Below are 17,735 nucleotides of genomic sequence, written 5' to 3' on the forward strand. Positions count from 1 at the left end.
TCTGTTTTTTTATTTGCTTTTGGGGGGTGGCTTACAACACCTTTTCTATTACCGCCCCCCCCCCCACCCCCGCAGGCCCACCCCCTCCCGTGGAAGGGAGAGAAAAACGGTGGGTCGGGGCGTGTCCGAGTGGTCCCCCTCCGGTAGTCGAGGGATCAGGCCCGCCACCGCCCCTACGCTTCTCGCATGATCCGTGCAGTGGCATTCGACGTCGGGGAGACCCTGATCAGGGACGACCGCGGATGGGGTGCATGGGCCGACTGGCTCGGCGTCAATCGGCACACGCTGTCTGCTCTGGTGGGTGCTGTGGTGGCACAGGGCCGGGACAACGCGGACGCGCTGAGACTCGTACGGCCCGGCATCGATGTAGCGGCCGAACGGGCAGCGATGGAGCGGGCCGGGCACGGCGAGTTCCTGGATGAGACGGACCTGTACCCGGACGTGCGGTCGTCCTTGGCCGCGCTCCGGAAGGCGGGCCTTCGCGTCGTGGTATCCGGCAATCAGACGTCCCGGGCCGGGGAGTTGCTGCGGGCGCTTGATCTGCCCGTGGATGCACTGGCCACCTCCGGCGAATGGGGCGTGGCCAAGCCTGACGCGGAGTTCTTTGCCCGCACTGTCGCGCTGGCCGGGGCCGCCGCCGACGAAGTGCTGTACGTCGGCGACCACCCGCAGAACGACGTCGCCCCCGCCCGCGCCGCCGGGATGCGTACCGCCCACCTGCGCCGGGGCCCACTCGGGCACCTCTGGGCGGACAGCGAGTACGCGCAGGCCGCGGACTACCGCGTCGGTGACCTGTTCGAGCTGGTGGAGGCCCTGCGGCGTAGGTGAGGCAACTGCGCTGCCCCGCCGGCGCGATGGCAGCGAGACAGGTTACGGCCTCTGACCGTGACGGCCCGGGTACGGTTCGGGGTGGCTGTACCGAACGGAGGTGGTATGCGCAGCATCGTGTACCACGGGGTGGGCCCGCGCATCGCCTACGAACGTCGCATCGCCGGCCTCGCCCAACACGCCCTCGCTGAGCGCGCCCGCGTCGCGCTCGGCACCATCCGGAAGATCGAACGGGGCGAGCGCGGGGTGTCCGATGCCGTGTTGGCGGCCATCGCCGATGCCCTCGATGTCGATCCGACCCGTCTGCTTCCGGACGGCGAACTGCCGGACGGGCATATGCACCAGGCGATGCCGGGGCTGTCGGCCGTCTTGGCCGCCTATGAAGAGTCGGACGACGGGCCGCTTCGCACCCTGCCCGCGCTGCGCGAGGCTGTGGCGACAGTCGTTACCTACCGGCTGAGTGCGCAGTACGCGCGTATCGCACGGGCCGCGCCGGGGCTTCTCGCCGAGCTGTGTCGTGCTTTGCACGCGGCGGTGCCGGGCGACCGGCCCGTGGTGGCCCGACTGTTGGTGGATGCCTGCCGAGCCGCGGACGCGGTGGCTTTCAAGCGCGGCGCCAAGGACCTCTCAGCGCGCCTCCTCGATCTCATGCACTGGGCCGGAGCTCGGGCTGATGACCCGATCGTGGACGCGACCGTTTCCTACGTACGGGCCGAGCTGCACTTCGGCGCCCAAACGCACGCCGTGGGCCTGCGCGTTCTGGAGCGAGCCCTCGACCGTGCCCCGCGTACCGACTCGTGCGAGGCGTTGGCGGCCCGCGGCGCGCTGCACATGCGGGCCGCGGTGCTGGCAGGCCGGTCCGGCAATGGCGACGCCGCAGACACCCACCTCGACCATGCGCGGGAACTCGGCGACCGGGTGCCGGAAGGTGTCTACCACGGCACGGCGTTCGGGCCGGATAGTGTCCGCGTCCATGAGGTGTCGGTGGCAGTGAGCCTCGGTGACGGGCGGCTCGACCGCGCGCTGCGGCTGGCTCACGAGTGGAAGCCGCCGCGAGACCTGCCGGCGGAGCGGCGGTCGGGTTTCTACATCGAACTCGGCCGTGCCCAACTCTGGGCGGGCCGGCCGGACGCCGCGTTCACTTCGTTGAAGGTCGCCCGCCGGATCGCGCCGCAGCATGCTCGGGAGCACCGCTGGGTGAGGGAGGACGCGGCCACCTTGCGCCGGCTGAAACGCGCGGACGCCGAGTCTCTGACGAACTTTGCAGAGTGGTGTCACGCGCGGGCAGGCGGCTGAACGCTACCCCTCACAGGGGTACTTGCGGTGTACGCACCAGGCCACTCTCTCTCCGAACCCAACGGCTCAGGGAGAGGCCCATGACCGCAACGAAGGCTCCACCTGCCGCAGACCTCGATGTCAGTATCGTGTTGCCGCGTGGTGATGTGCACTCCCGGTGGGGAGTCGCGCACAGCACGCTCGCTCCAGCCGGATCGGTCACTGCACCGGTCAGCAGCGGCGTGCGTGCCTGGTCCAGGGTGGCCTGCCTGCGGCACCTGTATCGGAGGCCGCAGTGACGGCCGCGACCGGCGCCGCAGGCCACCAGGAGATCAGGAAGACCGTCGAGTGCGCATTGCGCCCGGGGCCGCCCCCGCCGTACGACGAGTTAGTGGCGCAGGAGCAGAGGCTGCTCCTCCTCATCGCCGACCTGTGGATGGTGGTTGATCGCTGTCCGCTCCGCGGTGCGGAGAATGACCAGCGCAAGGCCCGGATGGACGCCATCCGTTACCAGACAGCCGTTGGGCTGGGCAACGGCCTGGTGTCCGCGCACCGGCAGGTCCGTGCTCTCGCCCGGGACTGCCTGTGGCTGCTTGATCAGCACTCCACGGCACCCCACTGACACAGCGGCCACACCTCCCTCATGAGGAGCACACCATGACCACCGACGACCAAGGGGTACGGGCCACCGCCCCCCGCTGTGACTGCGGCAGCACACTCGATCTTCGGGACGTGCTGCTCGACTCGGCCTCGGGCCCGTGCCGGAGCGTGACCTTCTGCGGGCGGTGCGCACCGTACGCCACCGAATCCGTGCCCGAAGGGGTCGCCCGGATCCTGGCCCGCCGCGCAGGCCTCCGCCTCCCCGACGATCCCCCGACGATCCGCCCCTGATGCCTCGCGGCGCCGCCCGCCTACCGGGCGGCTGCCGTCGACGCTCACCGGGCAGCACAGGGCGGGCGACCGGCATTGCGGCCGGGGGAATTTGCCGGGCCATTGCTGATGGCATTCCAAGAATTGCCCCTCCTTGTCGCATCTTTGATGCGTACGCGGTGCCCGGGTGACCCAGCGCCGGTTAGCGTGTTCGAGCGAGATCACGTTCATCGGGGGGAGCCAGTCATGGCGGCGGAACACTTCAGCGTGCATCCGGAGAAACTCCGGGGGTTGTCCAAGGACTTCACGCATACCGGTGACCGGCTCGACGGGCAGATCAAGCACTTCGCCGGTAAGGCGGAGAATGTGGACGACGCATTCGGAGTTCTCAGCGAATCCACCGAAGCCCTGGCGAAATACGTGGAGATGACGAAGGCCACGGTGACCAGCCTCCAGCAGTTGCGTCGGCAGCTGGCCGCATACGCCAGCGGGCTCGACCACTCGGCGGCCGGCTACGAACACACCGACGTGCAGCACGCGGCCGGATTCAAGGAGGCGTAGCGACCGTGGCCGAGGAACAGCAGCACATCGAGAAGAGCTTCAACATCCTCAAGCCCGGCGGCAATCCCCAGGTCCTGCGCACCTGCGCCGCGGCGTGGCGGGAGATGGCCCAGGAGCTGCGGGCGGCGGGTGCCGATCTGAACCGCCACGTGGAGGATCTGGACGAGGCGGACTGGGGCGGGAAGGCGGCCACCGGTTTCCGCGCGCACTGGAAGCACACCAAGGAACAGATCGATCACGCGCTGCCCAGATTCCATGAGGTCGCCAAGGAATTGGAGCAGGCGGCCGACCATATCGAGGACACCAACAAGCAGGTCGAGCACGTCCTTGAAGAGCTCGCGGTCACCGCGGCCGTGGGTATCGGACTGACCGTCATCACGGCAGGCTTTTCGGATGCGGTGGCCGCCGGGAGCGCGGCGGCCGAGGTCGCCGAGGCGGGCGCCGTCGTGGCACGACTCGGCAGGGTCCTCAAACAGGTCGAATCGGCCCTGGAGACCCTGCGGGAGCTGATGCAATCCAGCAAGCTCCTGAAATTCGGCGTGGAGTTCGCGACGAACACCGCGGGAAATTTCACGGGAAATGTGCTGGGCCAGGAATTCACCGGCCAGGACATCACCTGGGGCCAGGACTTCCAGGACGCCGCGGTGGCCGGCGGGGTGGGCACCGCGCTGGGGGCGGGCGGCCGGGTGCTGGGCAAAGAACTGCCCGGCGCGTTCGGCGATGTCGTCGGCGGCAAGGGCCTCGCGGGCAGAATGGCCACGGGCGCGGTCACGAGTGGGGCAGGTCAAATGGCCGCGGACGGGGTCGATATCGCCGATGGCCATGCGGGCGGCAAGACCAGCGACAGCATCATCCCCGACCTGATCACCAGTGCCGTCGGCGGTGCCGCTGGCGGTGCGGCGGTGCACGGCGGCGATTCCTGGTACGAGCACGGCGGACTCGGCGGAGGAGGGCGGCACCGCAACCCCGAGACCGGCCCGACCTTCGGCCCCGGGCGGGAGGCCGCCACCAACGGCGTGGTGTACGGAGATGCCGGCGCCAATGAGTCCGACCGCACGGCCGACCATCCGGACAGCCCGTTCGACAAGCCCCGTTCGGCACTGACCGACCCGGACGGCGCGTACAAGGGCTGAGGAGAGAGCCAGGAATGTGGGGCGTCTGGAAGAGCGTGCGCGCCTACCGCGAGGACCCCGAATGGCAATACCGGAAGCGGGAGTCCCGTGACTGGGTGAAGGCCTTCGGCGTACCCGGCCATCCCTTCGGCCCGCGCGGCAATCACGTCAAGCATGTGCTCGAGGGGCGGGTGCGCGGATACGAGGCGACGCTCTTCCATCTCGCCGCCGTGCATCAGGGCGGGCGGCACCCCACCGACGTCAGCATGTATGCGGTGGCGGTGCTGACCCTGCCGGGCCGGCTCCCCGCCACATCGGCCTCGGTGGCCAGCCTGGTGCGCTGGCTCGGTACGGAGCCACTCCCACCCCGCGCCGGTACGCCTGTCCACCTGCCCTCCAGGCACAAACCCCGCATGGTGACGTGCTCCGTCGACCCCGCCTTTGCCGAACGGGTCCTCACGGAGCAGGTGATCCGGATGACAGCGGACGCCACCATGGGGTGGCGCCTGCACGAGGACCGGATGATCGGGTGGATCAAGGATCACCAGCCGTACGAGCGCCTCATCGCGCTCGCGGAGACGATGGCCGAGATCCTCGCGGAGTTTCCCGCGTCGGTGTGGCAGCAGGGCCCCACCGGCCAAGAGCGCGAAGAGCGCCAAGCACGCTGAACCAGCGAGGGTGCGCGGGGCCGGTGGGCGGCGGCCCTGGTCGTTGCGGCGGCTCGGGGCGGCGGGGGCGCTGGGCGCCGTCGCCCCGAGCGGCTGTGACCAGGGCATGCCCGGCCGGATCCGGGCCGGCTCTAGGCCGGTTCCACCGCCTCCGCGAACTGGGCCGCGTAGAGCCGGGCGTAGGCGCCGCCGGCGGCCAACAGGGCCTCGTGGGGGCCCTGTTCGACGATGCTGCCGTTCTCCATGACGAGGATGGTGTCCGCGTCGCGGATCGTGGAGAGGCGGTGGGCGATCACGAAGCTGGTACGGCCGGTGCGCAGCTGGGCCATGGCCTGCTGGATGAGGACCTCGGTGCGGGTGTCGACCGAGCTGGTCGCCTCGTCCAGGACGAGGATGGCGGGCTCGGCCAGGAAGGCCCGAGCGATGGTGATCAGCTGCTTCTCGCCCACGGAGACATTGCCGCCCTCGTCGTCGATGACGGTGTCGTAGCCGTCGGGGAGGGTGCGGACGAAGCGGTCGACGTGGGTGGCCCTGGCGGCGGCGACGATCTGGTCCAGGGAGGTGCCGGACGGGGCTCCGTAGGCGATGTTCTCCGCGATCGTGCCGCCGAAGAGCCAGGTGTCCTGGAGGACCATGCCGATCTGGGCGCGCAGTTCCTCGCGGGCCATGGCGGCGATGTCGGTCCCGTCCAGGGTGATCCGGCCGCCGTCGACCTCGTAGAACCGCATCAGGAGGTTGACCAGGGTGGTCTTGCCGGCGCCGGTCGGACCGACGATGGCGACGGTCTGGCCGGGGTGGACGGACAGCGAGAGGTTCTCGATGAGCGGCTTGTCCGGGGTGTACGAGAAGGAGACGTCCTCGAACACGACATGGCCGCGGACCTCCGTGGGGCGGGCCGGCTCGGTGGGGTCCGGCTGCTGCTCCTCGGCGTCGAGGAGTTCGAAGACCCGCTCGGCGGAGGCGACACCGGACTGGACGAGGTTGGCCATCGAGGCGACCTGGGTCAGCGGCTGGCTGAACTGGCGGCTGTACTGGATGAAGGCCTGGACATCGCCGATGGACAGGGCGCCGGAGGCGACGCGGAGGCCGCCGACGACGGCCACCAGGACGTAGTTGAGGTTGCCGATGAACATCATCGCGGGCTGGATGATGCCGGAGATGAACTGGGCCTTGAATCCGGCGGAGTAGAGCGCCTCGTTCTGCTCGCGGAAGAGCGCCGCGGACTCCTTCTGGCGGCCGAAGACCTTCACCAGGCTGTGCCCGGTGTACATCTCCTCGATGTGGGCGTTGAGCTTGCCGGTGGTCTTCCACTGCTGGACGAACTGCGGCTGGGCACGCTTGCCGATCTTGGTGGCGACGACCACCGACACCGGGACGGTGACCAGCGCGACCAGCGCCAACAGCCAGGAGGTCCAGAACATCATGCCGAGCACGCCGACGATGGTCAGCAGCGAGGCGACGATCTGACTGAGGGTCTGTTGGAGCGTCTGCTGGATGTTGTCGATGTCGTTGGTGGCCCGGGAGAGCACCTCGCCGCGCTGCTGCTGGTCGAAGTAGCTCAGCGGCAGCCGGGCGAGCTTCTCCTCGACCTGTTCGCGCAGGCGGAAGACCGTGCGCTGGACGACGCGGGTGGCGATCCGGGCCTGGACGAAGCCGAAGACCGAGGAGCCGGCGTAGATCAGGGCGACCCAGAGCAGCACCACGCCCACCGCGTCGAAGTCGATGCCCTGGCCGGGGACGACCGGCATCGCGCTGAGCATGTCGGCCAGCCCGCCCTGGCCGTGGGCCCGCAGCTCGGCGGCGGCCTGCGCCTTGGTCAAGCCACTGGGCAGCTGCCGGCCGACGATGCCGGACATGATCAGGTCGGTGGCGTGGCCGAGGACCTTGGGGGCGACCACCATCAGCGCCACGCTCGCCACGCCCAGCAGCAGCGCGACGGACATGACGGCGCGCTCGGGGCGCATCTGGGCCAGCAGGCGTTTGCCGGAGCCCTTGAAGTCGAGGGATTTCTCGGTGGGTTGGCCGCCCATGAACCGGGCGGGTCCGGCCGCCGGGGCCGGGCCTCGTCGGGGCGCCGCCTGGGGGGTCGCCCCGGTGGCCGCCGGGGCCGCGGCGCGCGCGTCCCCCTTGTCCGCGGTGGTCACGCCGCCTCCTGCTCGGTGAGCTGGGAGAGCACGATCTCCCGGTAGGTCTCGTTGTCGGCCATCAGCTCGGTGTGGGTGCCGGTGCCGACGACCCGGCCTTCGTCGAGGACGACGATCCGGTCGGCGCCGCGGATCGTGGCGACCCGCTGGGCGACGATCACGACCGTGGCCCGGTCCGTCTCGCGGGCCAGCGCGGCCCGCAGCGCGGCGTCCGTCGCGTAGTCCAGCGCGGAGAAGGAGTCGTCGAAGAGGTAGATCTCGGGCCGGCGCACCAGGGCGCGGGCGATGGCCAGCCGCTGCCGCTGGCCGCCGGAGACATTGGTGCCGCCCTGGGCGATCGGGGCGTCCAGCCCGCCCTCCATGGCCGCGACGAAGTCCCGGGCCTGGGCGGTCTCAAGGGCGTGCCAGAGCTCCTCGTCGGTGGCGTCGGGGTTGCCGTAGCGCAGGTTGGTCGCCACCGTGCCGGAGAAGAGGTAAGGCTTCTGCGGGACCAGGCCGATGGCCCGGGCCAGCGTCTGCTCGTCGAGGGTGCGGACGTCCTCGCCGTCCACCAGGACCTGGCCGCCGGTCGCGTCGAACAGTCGCGGTACCAGCCCCAGCAGGGTGGACTTGCCCGCGCCGGTGGAGCCGATGACGGCGGTGGTCTCCCCGGGGCGGGCGGTCAGCGAGATGTCCTTGAGGACCGGCTGTTCGGCGCCCGGGAAGCGGAACTCGACGTTGCGCAGCTCCAGTTCGCCCTGCCGGCGCAGGGTGGTGACCGGGTCCTTGGGCGGGGTGACGCTGGAGTCCGTCGCCAGCACCTCCTGGATGCGTTCGGCGCAGACCTCCGCGCGCGGCAGCATCATCACCATGAACGTCGCCATCATGATCGACATCAGGATGTACATCAGGTAGCTGAGGAACGCGGTCAGCGCGCCGATCTCCATCCCGCCGCTGTCGATGCGCAGCCCGCCGAACCAGACGACGGCCACGCTGGAGAGGTTCACGATCAGCATGACCAGCGGGAACATCGTCGACATCAGCCGGCCGGCGCGCAGCGAGACGTCGTAGAGGTCGGTGTTGGCCCCGGCGAACCGCTGGTGTTCGTGCCGGTCGCGGACGAAGGCCCGGATGACCCGGATACCGGTGATCTGCTCGCGCAGGACGCGGTTGACGGTGTCGATGCGCTCCTGCACCCCGCGGAACAGCGGACGCAGCCGGCGCACGATCAGTGAGACGAGGATCCCGAGGGCCGGGACGATGACCAGGAGAAGGCCGGAGAGCGGCACGTCTTGATTGAGCGCCATGACGACACCGCCGACGCACATGATCGGCGCCGAGACCATCATCGTGAACGTCATCAGCACCAGCATCTGGACCTGCTGGACGTCGTTGGTGGTGCGGGTGATCAGCGACGGTGCGCCGAACGCGCCGACCTCCCGCGCGGAGAAGGACTGCACCCGGTCGAAGACCGCGGCGCGGATGTCCCGGCCGAGCACCATCGCCGTACGGGCACCGAAGTAGACCGCTCCCACGGCGCAGACGATCTGCAGCAGCGTGACGGCGACCATGAAGCCGCCGAGGCGCAGGATGTAGCCCGTGTCCCCCTGCACAACACCGTTGTCGATGATGTCGGCGTTCAGGGTGGGCAGGTAGAGGGTGGCCAGGGTCTGGATCAGCTGAAGCAGCACGATCAGGGATATGGAGCGCCTGTGGGGGCGCAAATGCGCCCACGCGAGTCGGACCAGCACACACTGAGACTAATAGAACGCTTGCCTTCGGCAATCGAATTTCCGGAGTACGCCGGGGGCTGGCCGGGGTGCGGTACGGGGCGGCGCCCGGACCGGACCGGCCGCCGCGTGCGCCATCATGGAGGCGGCAACGACGGGGTGCCCGCCACCGCGGGCACGCCCCCTGACCGACACGACGAAGAGGCCGCCGTGACAACAACTGGCACCGTGCGCTACTGGGCCGCGGCCAAGGCCGCCGCCGGCACGGCAGAGGAGCCGTATGCGGCGGCGACGCTCGCCGAGGCGCTCGACGCGGCACGCGCGGCGCATGCCGCGAACCCCGAGTTCGCCCGCGTCCTGACGCGCTGCTCTTTCCTGGTGGACGGCGATCCGGTCGGCACCCGCGACCATGCGGGGGTGTCGCTGGCCGAGGGCGGCACCGTCGAGGTCCTTCCGCCGTTCGCGGGAGGGTGAGCAGCAGACCATGAGCGACCACCAGCCGCAGGGCCACCGCCCGTACCCGCCGCACGACCCCTACGCCCAGCAGGACCCCTACGGCCAGCAGGCCCCGCAGGATCCGTACGCCCAGCAGGCCCCGCAGGCCCCTTACGCCCCGCAGGCCCCGCAGGCCCCTTACGCCCCGCAGGACCCCTACGGCCGGCCGGCCCAGCAGGCGCCGCAGCCGGGGCATCCGCCGTACGACCCGCAGGCGGGGTACGGCGACCCGTACGGGCAGCAGGCGTACGACCCGGCCGCAGCGCAGCAGCGGCCGCAGGGACAGCCGGGGCAACCGGGGCCGGGGCACGCCCCGTACGGGTACGACGCCCACGCCCAGCAGCAGCCACAGCAGCCCCAGCACCACCAGCAGCCACACCCGCAGTACCAGCACCAGCACCAGCAGTACCCGCAGCAGGCGCAACAGCAGCACGGCCAGCAGCAGCCACACCAGCAGCAGCACGGCCAGCACCCTCAACACCACCAGCAGCAGCCCGGCCAGCACGCCCAGTCCGGCCAGCACGGCCAGCACGGCCAGCACTCCCCGCTGCCCGCCCAGCCCGCGCAGCACCAGAGCCCGCAGCACCAAAACCCGCTGCCGGCCGAGGAGCCGTACGCCCGCCAGCACCCGCAGGCCCGGCCCACGGCCCCGGCCCCGGCCGCCGCGCCCGCTGCCCCGGCGGCTCCGACCTCGCCGCTCCTGACCGCGCCGCTCGCCCCCAACCAGCGCGCCCGCGCCGAGGGTCGCTCGCCGATCATCCCGCCGGGGATCCAGCCGGCCGCGCTGACCGCCGTGCTCGCCCTGCTGCTGGCGCTCACCGCGCCGCTGCCCCGCCCGGTGCTCGCGGTGCCGGTGGTCCTGCTGCAGGCGGTCACCGCCGCCGGCTGGTTCCGGCTGAACGGCATGTGGCCGGCCCGCCAGGGCATCGCGCTGGCGTTCCTGGCCGGGGTGACCACCGATGTCGCACTGCTGGCCACCGACCGGGACAGCGCCCCGCTGGTGGGGATCGGCACGCTCGGCGTGTGGTGCCTGTTCGTCCTCGTCCTCCAGCTGCGCAACCGCAGCAGCGCCGACGAGCGGCTCTACGCGCTGACCGCGGGGCTGACCTCGACCGCGTTGGCGGTACTCGCCGCCGGGCAGCTGGCCGCGGCCCCGCACGCCGTGGTGGTCGGCGCCGCCGCGGTCGGGGTCGCCACCCTCGCCCGGGCGCTGCCGCTGCCCTCCCCGGTCTCGATCGGCGTCTCCCTGGTGGCCGCCGCGGGCGCCGGTATCGCCGCTGGGCAGCTGACCGGCCTGGGCGCGGCCGGTGCGCTGCTGGGCCTGGCGGCCGGCGGCTGCGCCCTGATCGGCCTGCGGGTGGCCAGCTACGACTACCCCTCCCGCTTCGTCCACATGACGGCCGGGGTGGCCCTGCCGCTGGCCCTGGCCGCACCGGCGGTCTACGTCCTGGGGCGGGCGCTGGGGTGAGCCCCGTAGGGGCCGCGGACCGCAGACGGCGGGCCCGCGGACCGCAGAGTGCGCGGCGGCTGCCGGGCGGTGGATGCACCGGCCGGCGGCCGCCGCTCCCGCTTCCCCGACCCCGTCCTCTAGGGTCTGTCCGGAGCGCAGGCAGGGGGCCTGCCCGGACGAGCGGCCGCGATCCGGCCGAAGTGTGGGGGAAGTGGTTCGATGCGTGCACTACGGGTGCTGCTGATCATCCTTGTCATATTCGGCGGGCTGTTCGTGGCCGCCGACCGAGTGGCGGTGAACCTCGTCGAGGACCAGGCCGCGGAGAAGATCCGCAGCAGCCAGGGCCTCGACCGGGCGCCGGAGGTCTCCATCAAGGGCTTCCCCTTCCTGACCCAGGTCGCCGGGCGCAGCCTCGATGAGGTGGACGCCGACCTCAAGGGCATCGAGGCCCGGGCCCAGGGGCGTACGCTGCGCATCGACCGGCTCTCCGCGCAGTTCCACGAGGTCGGGCTGACCAGCGACTACATGTCCGTCGAGAGCGCCGCCTCGGCCACCGGCACGGCCCGCATCAGCTACGCCGACCTCACCAAGGCGGCGGGCGGCGACGTCAAGATCTCCTACGGCGGGCAGAAGAACGGCCGCAGCCAGGTCAAGATCTCGCCGAATCTGCCGGCCCTCAGCACGCTGGACGTGACCGGCTCCATCTCCATCGTGGGCGGCAACACCGTCCGGCTGCGCGCCGACGGCCTCCCCACGATGTGCCGGGTGCTCCCGGGCTGCGAGTCCAAGGTCCGTGCCCAGACCGACCACGACTGGAAGCTGGACCAGCTGCCCGGCAATCTGAAGCTGGACAAGGTGGCGACGCAGGCGGACGGCCTCTCGATCTCCGCCTCCGGCAAGAACGTCAAGATCACCGGCTGATCGGCCGCCCCCGGCGGGCCGCCCCACCGGCCCGCCGTCCATTCCCTGAGACACGCCAGTCCGTACGCCAGACCCCCCACCTGCGCGTCCGCCCCGGCACCTTCTCCGCGACCGGCGCGAACGGCTTCGCGTATCACAGTGCGGACAATCACGTCTCACCATTCGACACGCCGGTGACATGCCCGGCTCCGCGTCCCTACGATCGGAGCCATGCAGAGCGCATTGAGCCGTCCCCACCCCCGGGGTCTGGCGGTACTCACCAAGCGGCGGGCAGTCGACCTGTGCCGCGTCGCCGCCATGCTCTGTCGCCCTGTCTGACGGATCCTTCGCCCCCCGTCACACCCCGGCCGGCCCCTCTGGCCGGAACCCCGCGTGTCCCCGCACAGCGCCCTCGGGCCCGTACGACACTGAACGGCGCCCGACGACCGGCGCTCGCCCGGCGTACCCGCGTGCCACTCCGCAACCGCCCCCGCAACTGCCCCGGAGGAGAAGAACATGAGCCGTAGCGACGTCCTCGTAGACGCCGACTGGGTCGAGGCCCACCTCGAGGACCCGAAGGTGGTTCTCGTCGAGGTTGACGAGGACACCTCGGCCTACGACAAGAACCACATCAAGAACGCCGTCCGGATCGACTGGAAGCAGGACCTCCAGGACCCGGTGCGCCGCGACTTCGTCGACCAGGAGGGCTTCGAGAAGCTCCTCTCGGCGAAGGGCATCGCCAATGACGACACCGTCGTCCTCTACGGCGGCAACAACAACTGGTTCGCCTCCTACGCGTACTGGTACTTCAAGCTCTACGGCCACGGCAGCGTCAAGCTGCTCGACGGCGGCCGCAAGAAGTGGGAGCTGGACTCCCGCGACCTGGTCGACGGCTCCGAGGTCCCCGAGCGCCCGGCCACCGACTACAAGGCCAAGGCCCAGGACACCTCCATCCGCGCCTTCCGGGACGACGTCGTCGCCGCGATCGGCAACCTCAACCTGGTCGACGTGCGCTCCCCCGACGAGTTCAGCGGCAAGCTGCTCGCCCCGGCACACCTCCCGCAGGAGCAGTCGCAGCGCCCCGGCCACGTGCCCAGCGCCCGCAACATCCCGTGGTCGAAGAACGCCAACGACGACGGCACCTTCAAGTCGGACGAGGACCTCAAGGCCCTCTACGAGGCGGAGTCCGTCGACCTGGCCAAGGACACCATCGCCTACTGCCGCATCGGTGAGCGCTCCGCGCTGACCTGGTTCGTGCTGCACGAGCTGCTCGGCCAGAGCAACGTCAAGAACTACGACGGCTCCTGGACCGAGTACGGCTCGCTGGTCGGCGTCCCGATCGAGCTCGGCGCCAACAAGTAAGCAAGAAGCTTCTCCCCCGACCCTCAAGGAAGTACCCATGTGTGGAGCACAGGCCGGCGGCCCGGACGCCTCGACCATCAAGCCCGGTGAGACCACGATCCAGGGCAGCGTGACCCGCGACGGCGAGCCCGTCACCGGTTACGTCCGACTCCTGGACAGCACCGGAGAGTTCACCGCCGAGGTCCCCACCTCCGCGACCGGACAGTTCCGCTTCTACGCGGCCGAGGGCACCTGGACGCTGCGGGCGCTCGTCCCCGGTGCCACCGCGGACCGCACCGTCGTGGCCCAGAAGGGCGGCCTGGCGGAGGTCTCGATCGCCGTCTGACGGCAAAGCCGCCCTCATGGGCAGCTTCCCCGCGGCCGGAGGGCCGCACCCCAGAGGTTTGGACGCCTTACACGGGGGTGCGGCCCTTCTGCCTGCGCACCGGCCCCCACCGGGCCGCGACCGGGCCGCTGCCCGGCTTCTTTCCCGTCCCGCGCGGACTTACCGTGGAGGTATGGACCCGCACCGCCGGTCGCCCGCAGAGCGCCGTCATCGCCGGTACTTCGTGCTGATGGGCGTGTGCCTGGTGTTGTTCGTGCTCGCCTGGGCCGTGGTGCGGCTGTGGTCGGTGCCGGCCGCGGTGGGCATGTGCGTGGCCGCCATGGTGATCCCGCCGGTCGCGGCGATCATCGGCAACCGGCGCGAGCCCGACGAGCGCTGGTGGGACGAGTCCGGCGACCCCGAGTCCGACCGCTGGTGGCGGGAGCTGGACGAACGGGGCGACGACAAGCACCCGTGGCAGTGAGCGGACAACGCACGCTGCCGCCGGGACGCCGTCCCACAGCGGCACACGACGCACACCGGCACGCCCCATTCACCGACGCCCCGTACACCGGCGCGCCCCGTAGAACAGCACGCCCTGTAGAACAGCACGCCCCGTAGAGCAGCGCGCCCACCGCACCGGCGCGCTCCGCACACCAGCGCCGGGACGCTCAGTACACCAGCGTCAGCACGTCGTCCGGCATGACCTCGCTGACGAACACCTGGGCCCCGGCGATGCCCGCGCCCTCGATCAGGTCCTTCTGTTCGATGTTCCGCCGGGCCGCGCACTGGGTGCTGACGGTGATCGCCCCGCCGCCCTTGCGGATCGTGTCGATCAGCTCCGGCAGCGGCTCGGTGTGCGGCAGCGAGAACTCGGCCGCCCGGCCGGGCAGCGCGAACCACACCGCCTCCCCGGTCAGCCACAGCGAGACCTCGACGCCGTCGGCCGCGGCCGTCGCCGCCACCGTGAACGCCTGTGCACACCGCTCGGGCGCATCGGCACCCGACGTCACCTTGATCACGAGCTTCTTCGCCATGAGGCCAGAGTAGGCCCGCGGGGCGTCCGCGGCGGACCTCACAGCGCCGCCGTCACCGCCGCCGACTAGACTCGCAGGCGGTCCGTTACACCCTCACTCCGTCCAAGGAGCGCGCTCGTGCTTGAGGCATTCTTCACCACCCTGCTGGTTCTGGTCGCCGTCGGCGTGCTCGCGTTCGCCGGGCTGACCTGGAAGAAGCTGTACCAGGGCCAGCGCTGACCCACCGCCGTCCGCCCTCGTCGGAGCGCTCCGCGCGCCCCGTCGATCCCGTCTCTACAGATCGCCTGAGCTGTCATGATCGAGATTCCGTCCGACCTGAACCCGGCCCTGGTGCCGCTCGCCTTCCTCCTCGGCCGCTGGGAGGGTGCCGGCGTCGCCGACTTCCCCGGCACCGAGAAGTGCAACTTCGGGCAGGAAGTCACCTTCAGCCACGACGGCCGGGACTTCCTTGAGTACACCTCGCACAGCTGGGAGCTCGACCAGGAGGGCAAGAAGGTCCGCGCCCTGGAGAGCGAGAGCGGCTACTGGCGCATCGACGCGGACCGCAAGGTCGAGATCGTGATGAGCCGCGACCAGGGTGTGGTGGAGATCTGGTACGGCGAGCTGGCCGACAAGAAGCCGCAGATCGACCTGGCCACCGACGCCGTGGCGCGGACCGCCGCGGCCGGCCCGTACAGCGGCGGCAAGCGGCTGTACGGCTACGTCAACGGCGACCTGATGTGGGTCGGCGAGAAGGCCACCCCGGACGTCCCGCTGCGCCCGTACATGTCGGCCCACCTGAAGAAGGTCGCCGACCTCAAGGAGTGGGCCGAGAGCCTGCCCGACGACATGCCGGACGGCGTGTCCTTCTTCAACCCGGACGGCACCCCCTACCAGGGCTGACCGTCCGCAACCGCACCACGCGCCCCGCGGGGGAAGTCCGGTGAGAGTCCGGCGCTGACCCGCAACGGTAAGCGGAGAGTCTCCGCAAGCCCGATCGCCCGCGGCGGCGTTGGATCCTGACAACTCGCCGTGGACTGCGAGGGGACACCGCCGCTGCCCCGGCCGCGGGCCGGGGCTCCTTTCCGTACGCACGGCCCGAGCCGAAGGCGTACGCCCCGTGGCAAGCCCCGCCCGTACCGCCCCGCTGGTGGTCGCGCTGAGCGCCGCCCTGCTCGGCTCCCTGCTGTGCGGCGTCGGCCTCGGCGCCGCCGGGGTGAGCTGGGCGCAGGTGGTGCGCTACCTCGGCGCCGGACTGACCGGCGGCACCCTCCCGGCCGGTGACGCCGCCGCCTACACCATCGTCTGGGAGCTGCGCTTCCCCCGGGCCGTGCTGGCCGCGGTCGTCGGCGCCGGGCTCTCCGCCATCGGGGTCGCCGTCCAGGCACTGGTCCGCAACGCGCTGGCCGACCCGTTCGTGCTGGGCATCTCCTCCGGCGCGGCGGTCGGCGCCAACGCGGTGCTGCTCTTCGGTGCGCTCGGGGCGCTCGGCGTCTGGGCGCTGTCGGTCTCGGCGTTCGTCTCCGCGCTGCTGGCCATGGCCCTGGTGTACGCGGCCGCCCGCACCGCCCATGGGCTCACCCCGCTGCGGCTGGTGCTGACCGGCACCGCCATGTACTACGGCTTCTCCGCCGTCACCACCCTGATGGTGTTCACCGCCGACCGCGGGGAGGCGGCCCGCTCGGCGATGATGTGGCTGCTCGGCAGCCTGAGCGGGGCTGGCTGGGGGTCGCTGCCGGTCGCCGCGGCCGCGGTCGCCGTCGCGCTGGCCCGCCTGCTGTGCACCGCCGGCCGGCTGAACGCGCTGGCCATGGGCGATGAGACGGCCGCCGCCCTCGGCGTGGACGCCGGGCGGCTGCGCCGCGAGCTGTTCGTGCTCGCCGCCGCCGTCACCGGCGCGGTGGTCGCGGTCAGCGGCGCCATCGGGTTCGTCGGGCTGATGGTGCCCCATGTCGCCCGGATGCTGGTCGGCGCCGACCACCGCCGGGTGCTGGCGGTCGCCCCGCTGCTGGGTGCGGTGCTGCTGGTGTGGGTGGACCTGTTGTCGCGGGTGCTGCTGGCGCCGGTCGAACTGCCGGTCGGGGTGATCACCGCGGTGATCGGCGTGCCCTGCTTCGTGCTGCTGATGCGGCGGCGCGGCTACACCTTCGGAGGCGGCGCCTGATGCGGCTCGACATCGAGGACCTGTCCGTGGACGTGGCCGGCCGGCGCCTGGTCCACGACATCGCGCTGCGGGCCGGCAGCGGCCGGGTGATCGGCCTGGTCGGACCCAACGGCAGCGGCAAGTCGACCCTGCTGCGCTGTGTCTACCGCGCGCTGCGGCCGTCCGCCGGGACGGTCCGGCTGGACGGTGCGGACCTGCACGCCATGGACGTGCGCGAGGGCGCCCGGCTGCTGGCCGCGGTGCCCCAGGAGAACGGCACCGAGTTCGACTTCACCGTCGCCGAGATCGTCGCGATGGGGCGGCTGCCGCACCAGCGCGGTGCGGGCCGGGCGAGCGCCGCGGACCGGGCGGTGTGCGAGCGGGCGCTGACCCGGGTCGGCGCGCAGCACCTGGCCGACCGCGGCTTCCTCGGCCTCTCCGGCGGCGAGAAGCAGCGGGTGCTGATCGCCCGCGCGCTGGCCCAGGAGCCACGGGTGCTGGTCCTCGACGAACCCACCAACCACCTCGACATCGCCCAGCAGTTGGAGGTGCTGGGGCTGCTGCGGGACGGGGACGCCCACCGGGCCGGGTCCGCCGGGGACACCACCCGGGCCGGGTCCGCTGAGGGCGCCGACCGGACCGGGTCCGCAGGGGGACCGACCGTGCTGACCGCCCTGCACGACCTCAATCTGGCCGCGGTGCACTGCGATGAGCTGTACGTCATCGCCGGCGGCCGGCTTGTCGCCTCGGGGCCGCCGCACGACGTGCTGACGCCACAGCTGCTGGCCGAGGTCTTCGGCGTACGCGCGCACCGGGTCCGGCACCCCGAATCCGGCGCCGTCCAGCTGCTGTTCGACCGTCTCCCGCACCCCGCCCCGCGCGCCTCTTCCTAAGGACC

The 17,735-nt window shown here is 71.4% G+C and carries 20 protein-coding genes and 1 riboswitch; of the genes, 17 read left to right on the forward strand and 3 right to left on the reverse strand.

All coding sequences use genetic code 11. From position 1 onward, the window contains the following. The first annotated feature begins 186 nt into the window (after positions 1–186). The 7 genes from AB0G84_RS33435 (at position 187) to AB0G84_RS33465 (ending at position 5,314) form a co-directional block, all read left to right on the forward strand. Positions 187–828: an HAD family hydrolase gene (locus AB0G84_RS33435; RefSeq protein WP_361329467.1), complete on the forward strand. Its 642-nt coding sequence runs from the start codon at positions 187–189 to the stop codon at positions 826–828. A 105-nt stretch (positions 829–933) separates the two neighbouring features. Beyond that, positions 934–2,124, forward strand: coding sequence for a helix-turn-helix transcriptional regulator (locus AB0G84_RS33440; protein ID WP_361329470.1), 1,191 nt, complete (start codon positions 934–936; stop codon positions 2,122–2,124). A 274-nt stretch (positions 2,125–2,398) separates the two neighbouring features. Beyond that, complete coding sequence (locus AB0G84_RS33445; protein WP_361329473.1) at positions 2,399–2,725, forward strand: DUF6415 family natural product biosynthesis protein; 327 nt, start codon at positions 2,399–2,401, stop codon at positions 2,723–2,725. A gap of 35 nt (positions 2,726–2,760) precedes the next feature. Then, on the forward strand, positions 2,761–2,994 hold the full coding sequence (locus tag AB0G84_RS33450) for a hypothetical protein (RefSeq protein ID WP_361329476.1): 234 nt from the start codon (positions 2,761–2,763) through the stop codon (positions 2,992–2,994). Between the two features lie 225 nt (positions 2,995–3,219). Then, on the forward strand, positions 3,220–3,534 hold the full coding sequence (locus tag AB0G84_RS33455; RefSeq protein WP_361329479.1) for a type VII secretion target: 315 nt from the start codon (positions 3,220–3,222) through the stop codon (positions 3,532–3,534). A gap of 5 nt (positions 3,535–3,539) precedes the next feature. Further along, on the forward strand, positions 3,540–4,667 hold the full coding sequence (locus tag AB0G84_RS33460) for a WXG100 family type VII secretion target (protein WP_361329482.1): 1,128 nt from the start codon (positions 3,540–3,542) through the stop codon (positions 4,665–4,667). Positions 4,668–4,681: 14 nt separating this feature from the next. After that, positions 4,682–5,314, forward strand: coding sequence for a hypothetical protein (locus AB0G84_RS33465; protein ID WP_361329485.1), 633 nt, complete (start codon positions 4,682–4,684; stop codon positions 5,312–5,314). Between the two features lie 131 nt (positions 5,315–5,445). On the opposite strand, the gene AB0G84_RS33470 is transcribed toward AB0G84_RS33465, so the two are convergent. Continuing rightward, a complete protein-coding gene (locus tag AB0G84_RS33470; protein ID WP_361329651.1) occupies positions 5,446–7,344 on the reverse strand; it encodes an ABC transporter ATP-binding protein in 1,899 nt (632 codons plus the stop codon). Positions 7,345–7,454: 110 nt separating this feature from the next. After that, a complete protein-coding gene (locus tag AB0G84_RS33475) occupies positions 7,455–9,188 on the reverse strand; it encodes an ABC transporter ATP-binding protein (RefSeq protein ID WP_361329489.1) in 1,734 nt (577 codons plus the stop codon). A 189-nt stretch (positions 9,189–9,377) separates the two neighbouring features. On the opposite strand from AB0G84_RS33475, the gene AB0G84_RS33480 reads away from it, so the two are divergent. The 7 genes from AB0G84_RS33480 to AB0G84_RS33510 all read left to right on the forward strand — a co-directional run bounded on the left by AB0G84_RS33480 (position 9,378) and on the right by AB0G84_RS33510 (position 14,162). After that, complete coding sequence (locus AB0G84_RS33480) at positions 9,378–9,641, forward strand: MoaD/ThiS family protein (protein WP_361329492.1); 264 nt, start codon at positions 9,378–9,380, stop codon at positions 9,639–9,641. Between the two features lie 10 nt (positions 9,642–9,651). Further along, entirely contained in the window at positions 9,652–11,130 is a 1,479-nt protein-coding gene (locus AB0G84_RS33485; protein WP_361329495.1) for a hypothetical protein, read from the forward strand. A 201-nt stretch (positions 11,131–11,331) separates the two neighbouring features. Further along, a complete protein-coding gene (locus AB0G84_RS33490; protein WP_361329498.1) occupies positions 11,332–12,033 on the forward strand; it encodes a DUF2993 domain-containing protein in 702 nt (233 codons plus the stop codon). 210 nt (positions 12,034–12,243) lie between these two features. Further along, positions 12,244–12,351, forward strand: coding sequence for a putative leader peptide (locus AB0G84_RS33495; protein ID WP_361329501.1), 108 nt, complete (start codon positions 12,244–12,246; stop codon positions 12,349–12,351). A gap of 177 nt (positions 12,352–12,528) precedes the next feature. Further along, the gene (locus tag AB0G84_RS33500) at positions 12,529–13,374 is read left to right on the forward strand and encodes a sulfurtransferase (RefSeq protein ID WP_361329504.1); all 846 of its coding nucleotides are present in this window, start codon (positions 12,529–12,531) and stop codon (positions 13,372–13,374) included. A 37-nt stretch (positions 13,375–13,411) separates the two neighbouring features. Continuing rightward, on the forward strand, positions 13,412–13,699 hold the full coding sequence (locus tag AB0G84_RS33505) for a DUF1416 domain-containing protein (RefSeq protein ID WP_361329507.1): 288 nt from the start codon (positions 13,412–13,414) through the stop codon (positions 13,697–13,699). A 172-nt stretch (positions 13,700–13,871) separates the two neighbouring features. Further along, positions 13,872–14,162 (forward strand): DUF3099 domain-containing protein, encoded by a 291-nt coding sequence (locus AB0G84_RS33510; RefSeq protein WP_361329510.1) that lies wholly within the window; start codon positions 13,872–13,874, stop codon positions 14,160–14,162. Between the two features lie 187 nt (positions 14,163–14,349). Here the strand turns inward: AB0G84_RS33510 and AB0G84_RS33515 are convergent, their stop codons facing one another. Beyond that, positions 14,350–14,715, reverse strand: coding sequence for a DsrE family protein (locus tag AB0G84_RS33515; RefSeq protein ID WP_361329513.1), 366 nt, complete (start codon positions 14,713–14,715; stop codon positions 14,350–14,352). Positions 14,716–15,009: 294 nt separating this feature from the next. Here AB0G84_RS33515 and AB0G84_RS33520 point away from each other — a divergent pair, with 294 nt between their 5' ends. The 3 genes from AB0G84_RS33520 to AB0G84_RS33530 all read left to right on the forward strand — a co-directional run bounded on the left by AB0G84_RS33520 (position 15,010) and on the right by AB0G84_RS33530 (position 17,730). After that, positions 15,010–15,597, forward strand: a complete 588-nt coding sequence (locus AB0G84_RS33520) for an FABP family protein (protein ID WP_361329516.1) — start codon at positions 15,010–15,012, stop codon at positions 15,595–15,597. 29 nt (positions 15,598–15,626) lie between these two features. Continuing rightward, positions 15,627–15,697, forward strand: a riboswitch (cobalamin riboswitch). Between the two features lie 117 nt (positions 15,698–15,814). After that, on the forward strand, positions 15,815–16,858 hold the full coding sequence (locus tag AB0G84_RS33525; RefSeq protein ID WP_361329519.1) for an iron ABC transporter permease: 1,044 nt from the start codon (positions 15,815–15,817) through the stop codon (positions 16,856–16,858). Next, entirely contained in the window at positions 16,858–17,730 is an 873-nt protein-coding gene (locus AB0G84_RS33530; protein ID WP_361329522.1) for an ABC transporter ATP-binding protein, read from the forward strand. Before AB0G84_RS33525 ends, AB0G84_RS33530 begins: the two co-directional genes overlap by 1 nt. The last annotated feature ends 5 nt before the right edge of the window (positions 17,731–17,735 follow it).

The organism is Streptomyces sp. NPDC020742 (genome assembly GCF_040641675.1).
Lineage (GTDB): Bacteria > Actinomycetota > Actinomycetes > Streptomycetales > Streptomycetaceae > Streptomyces.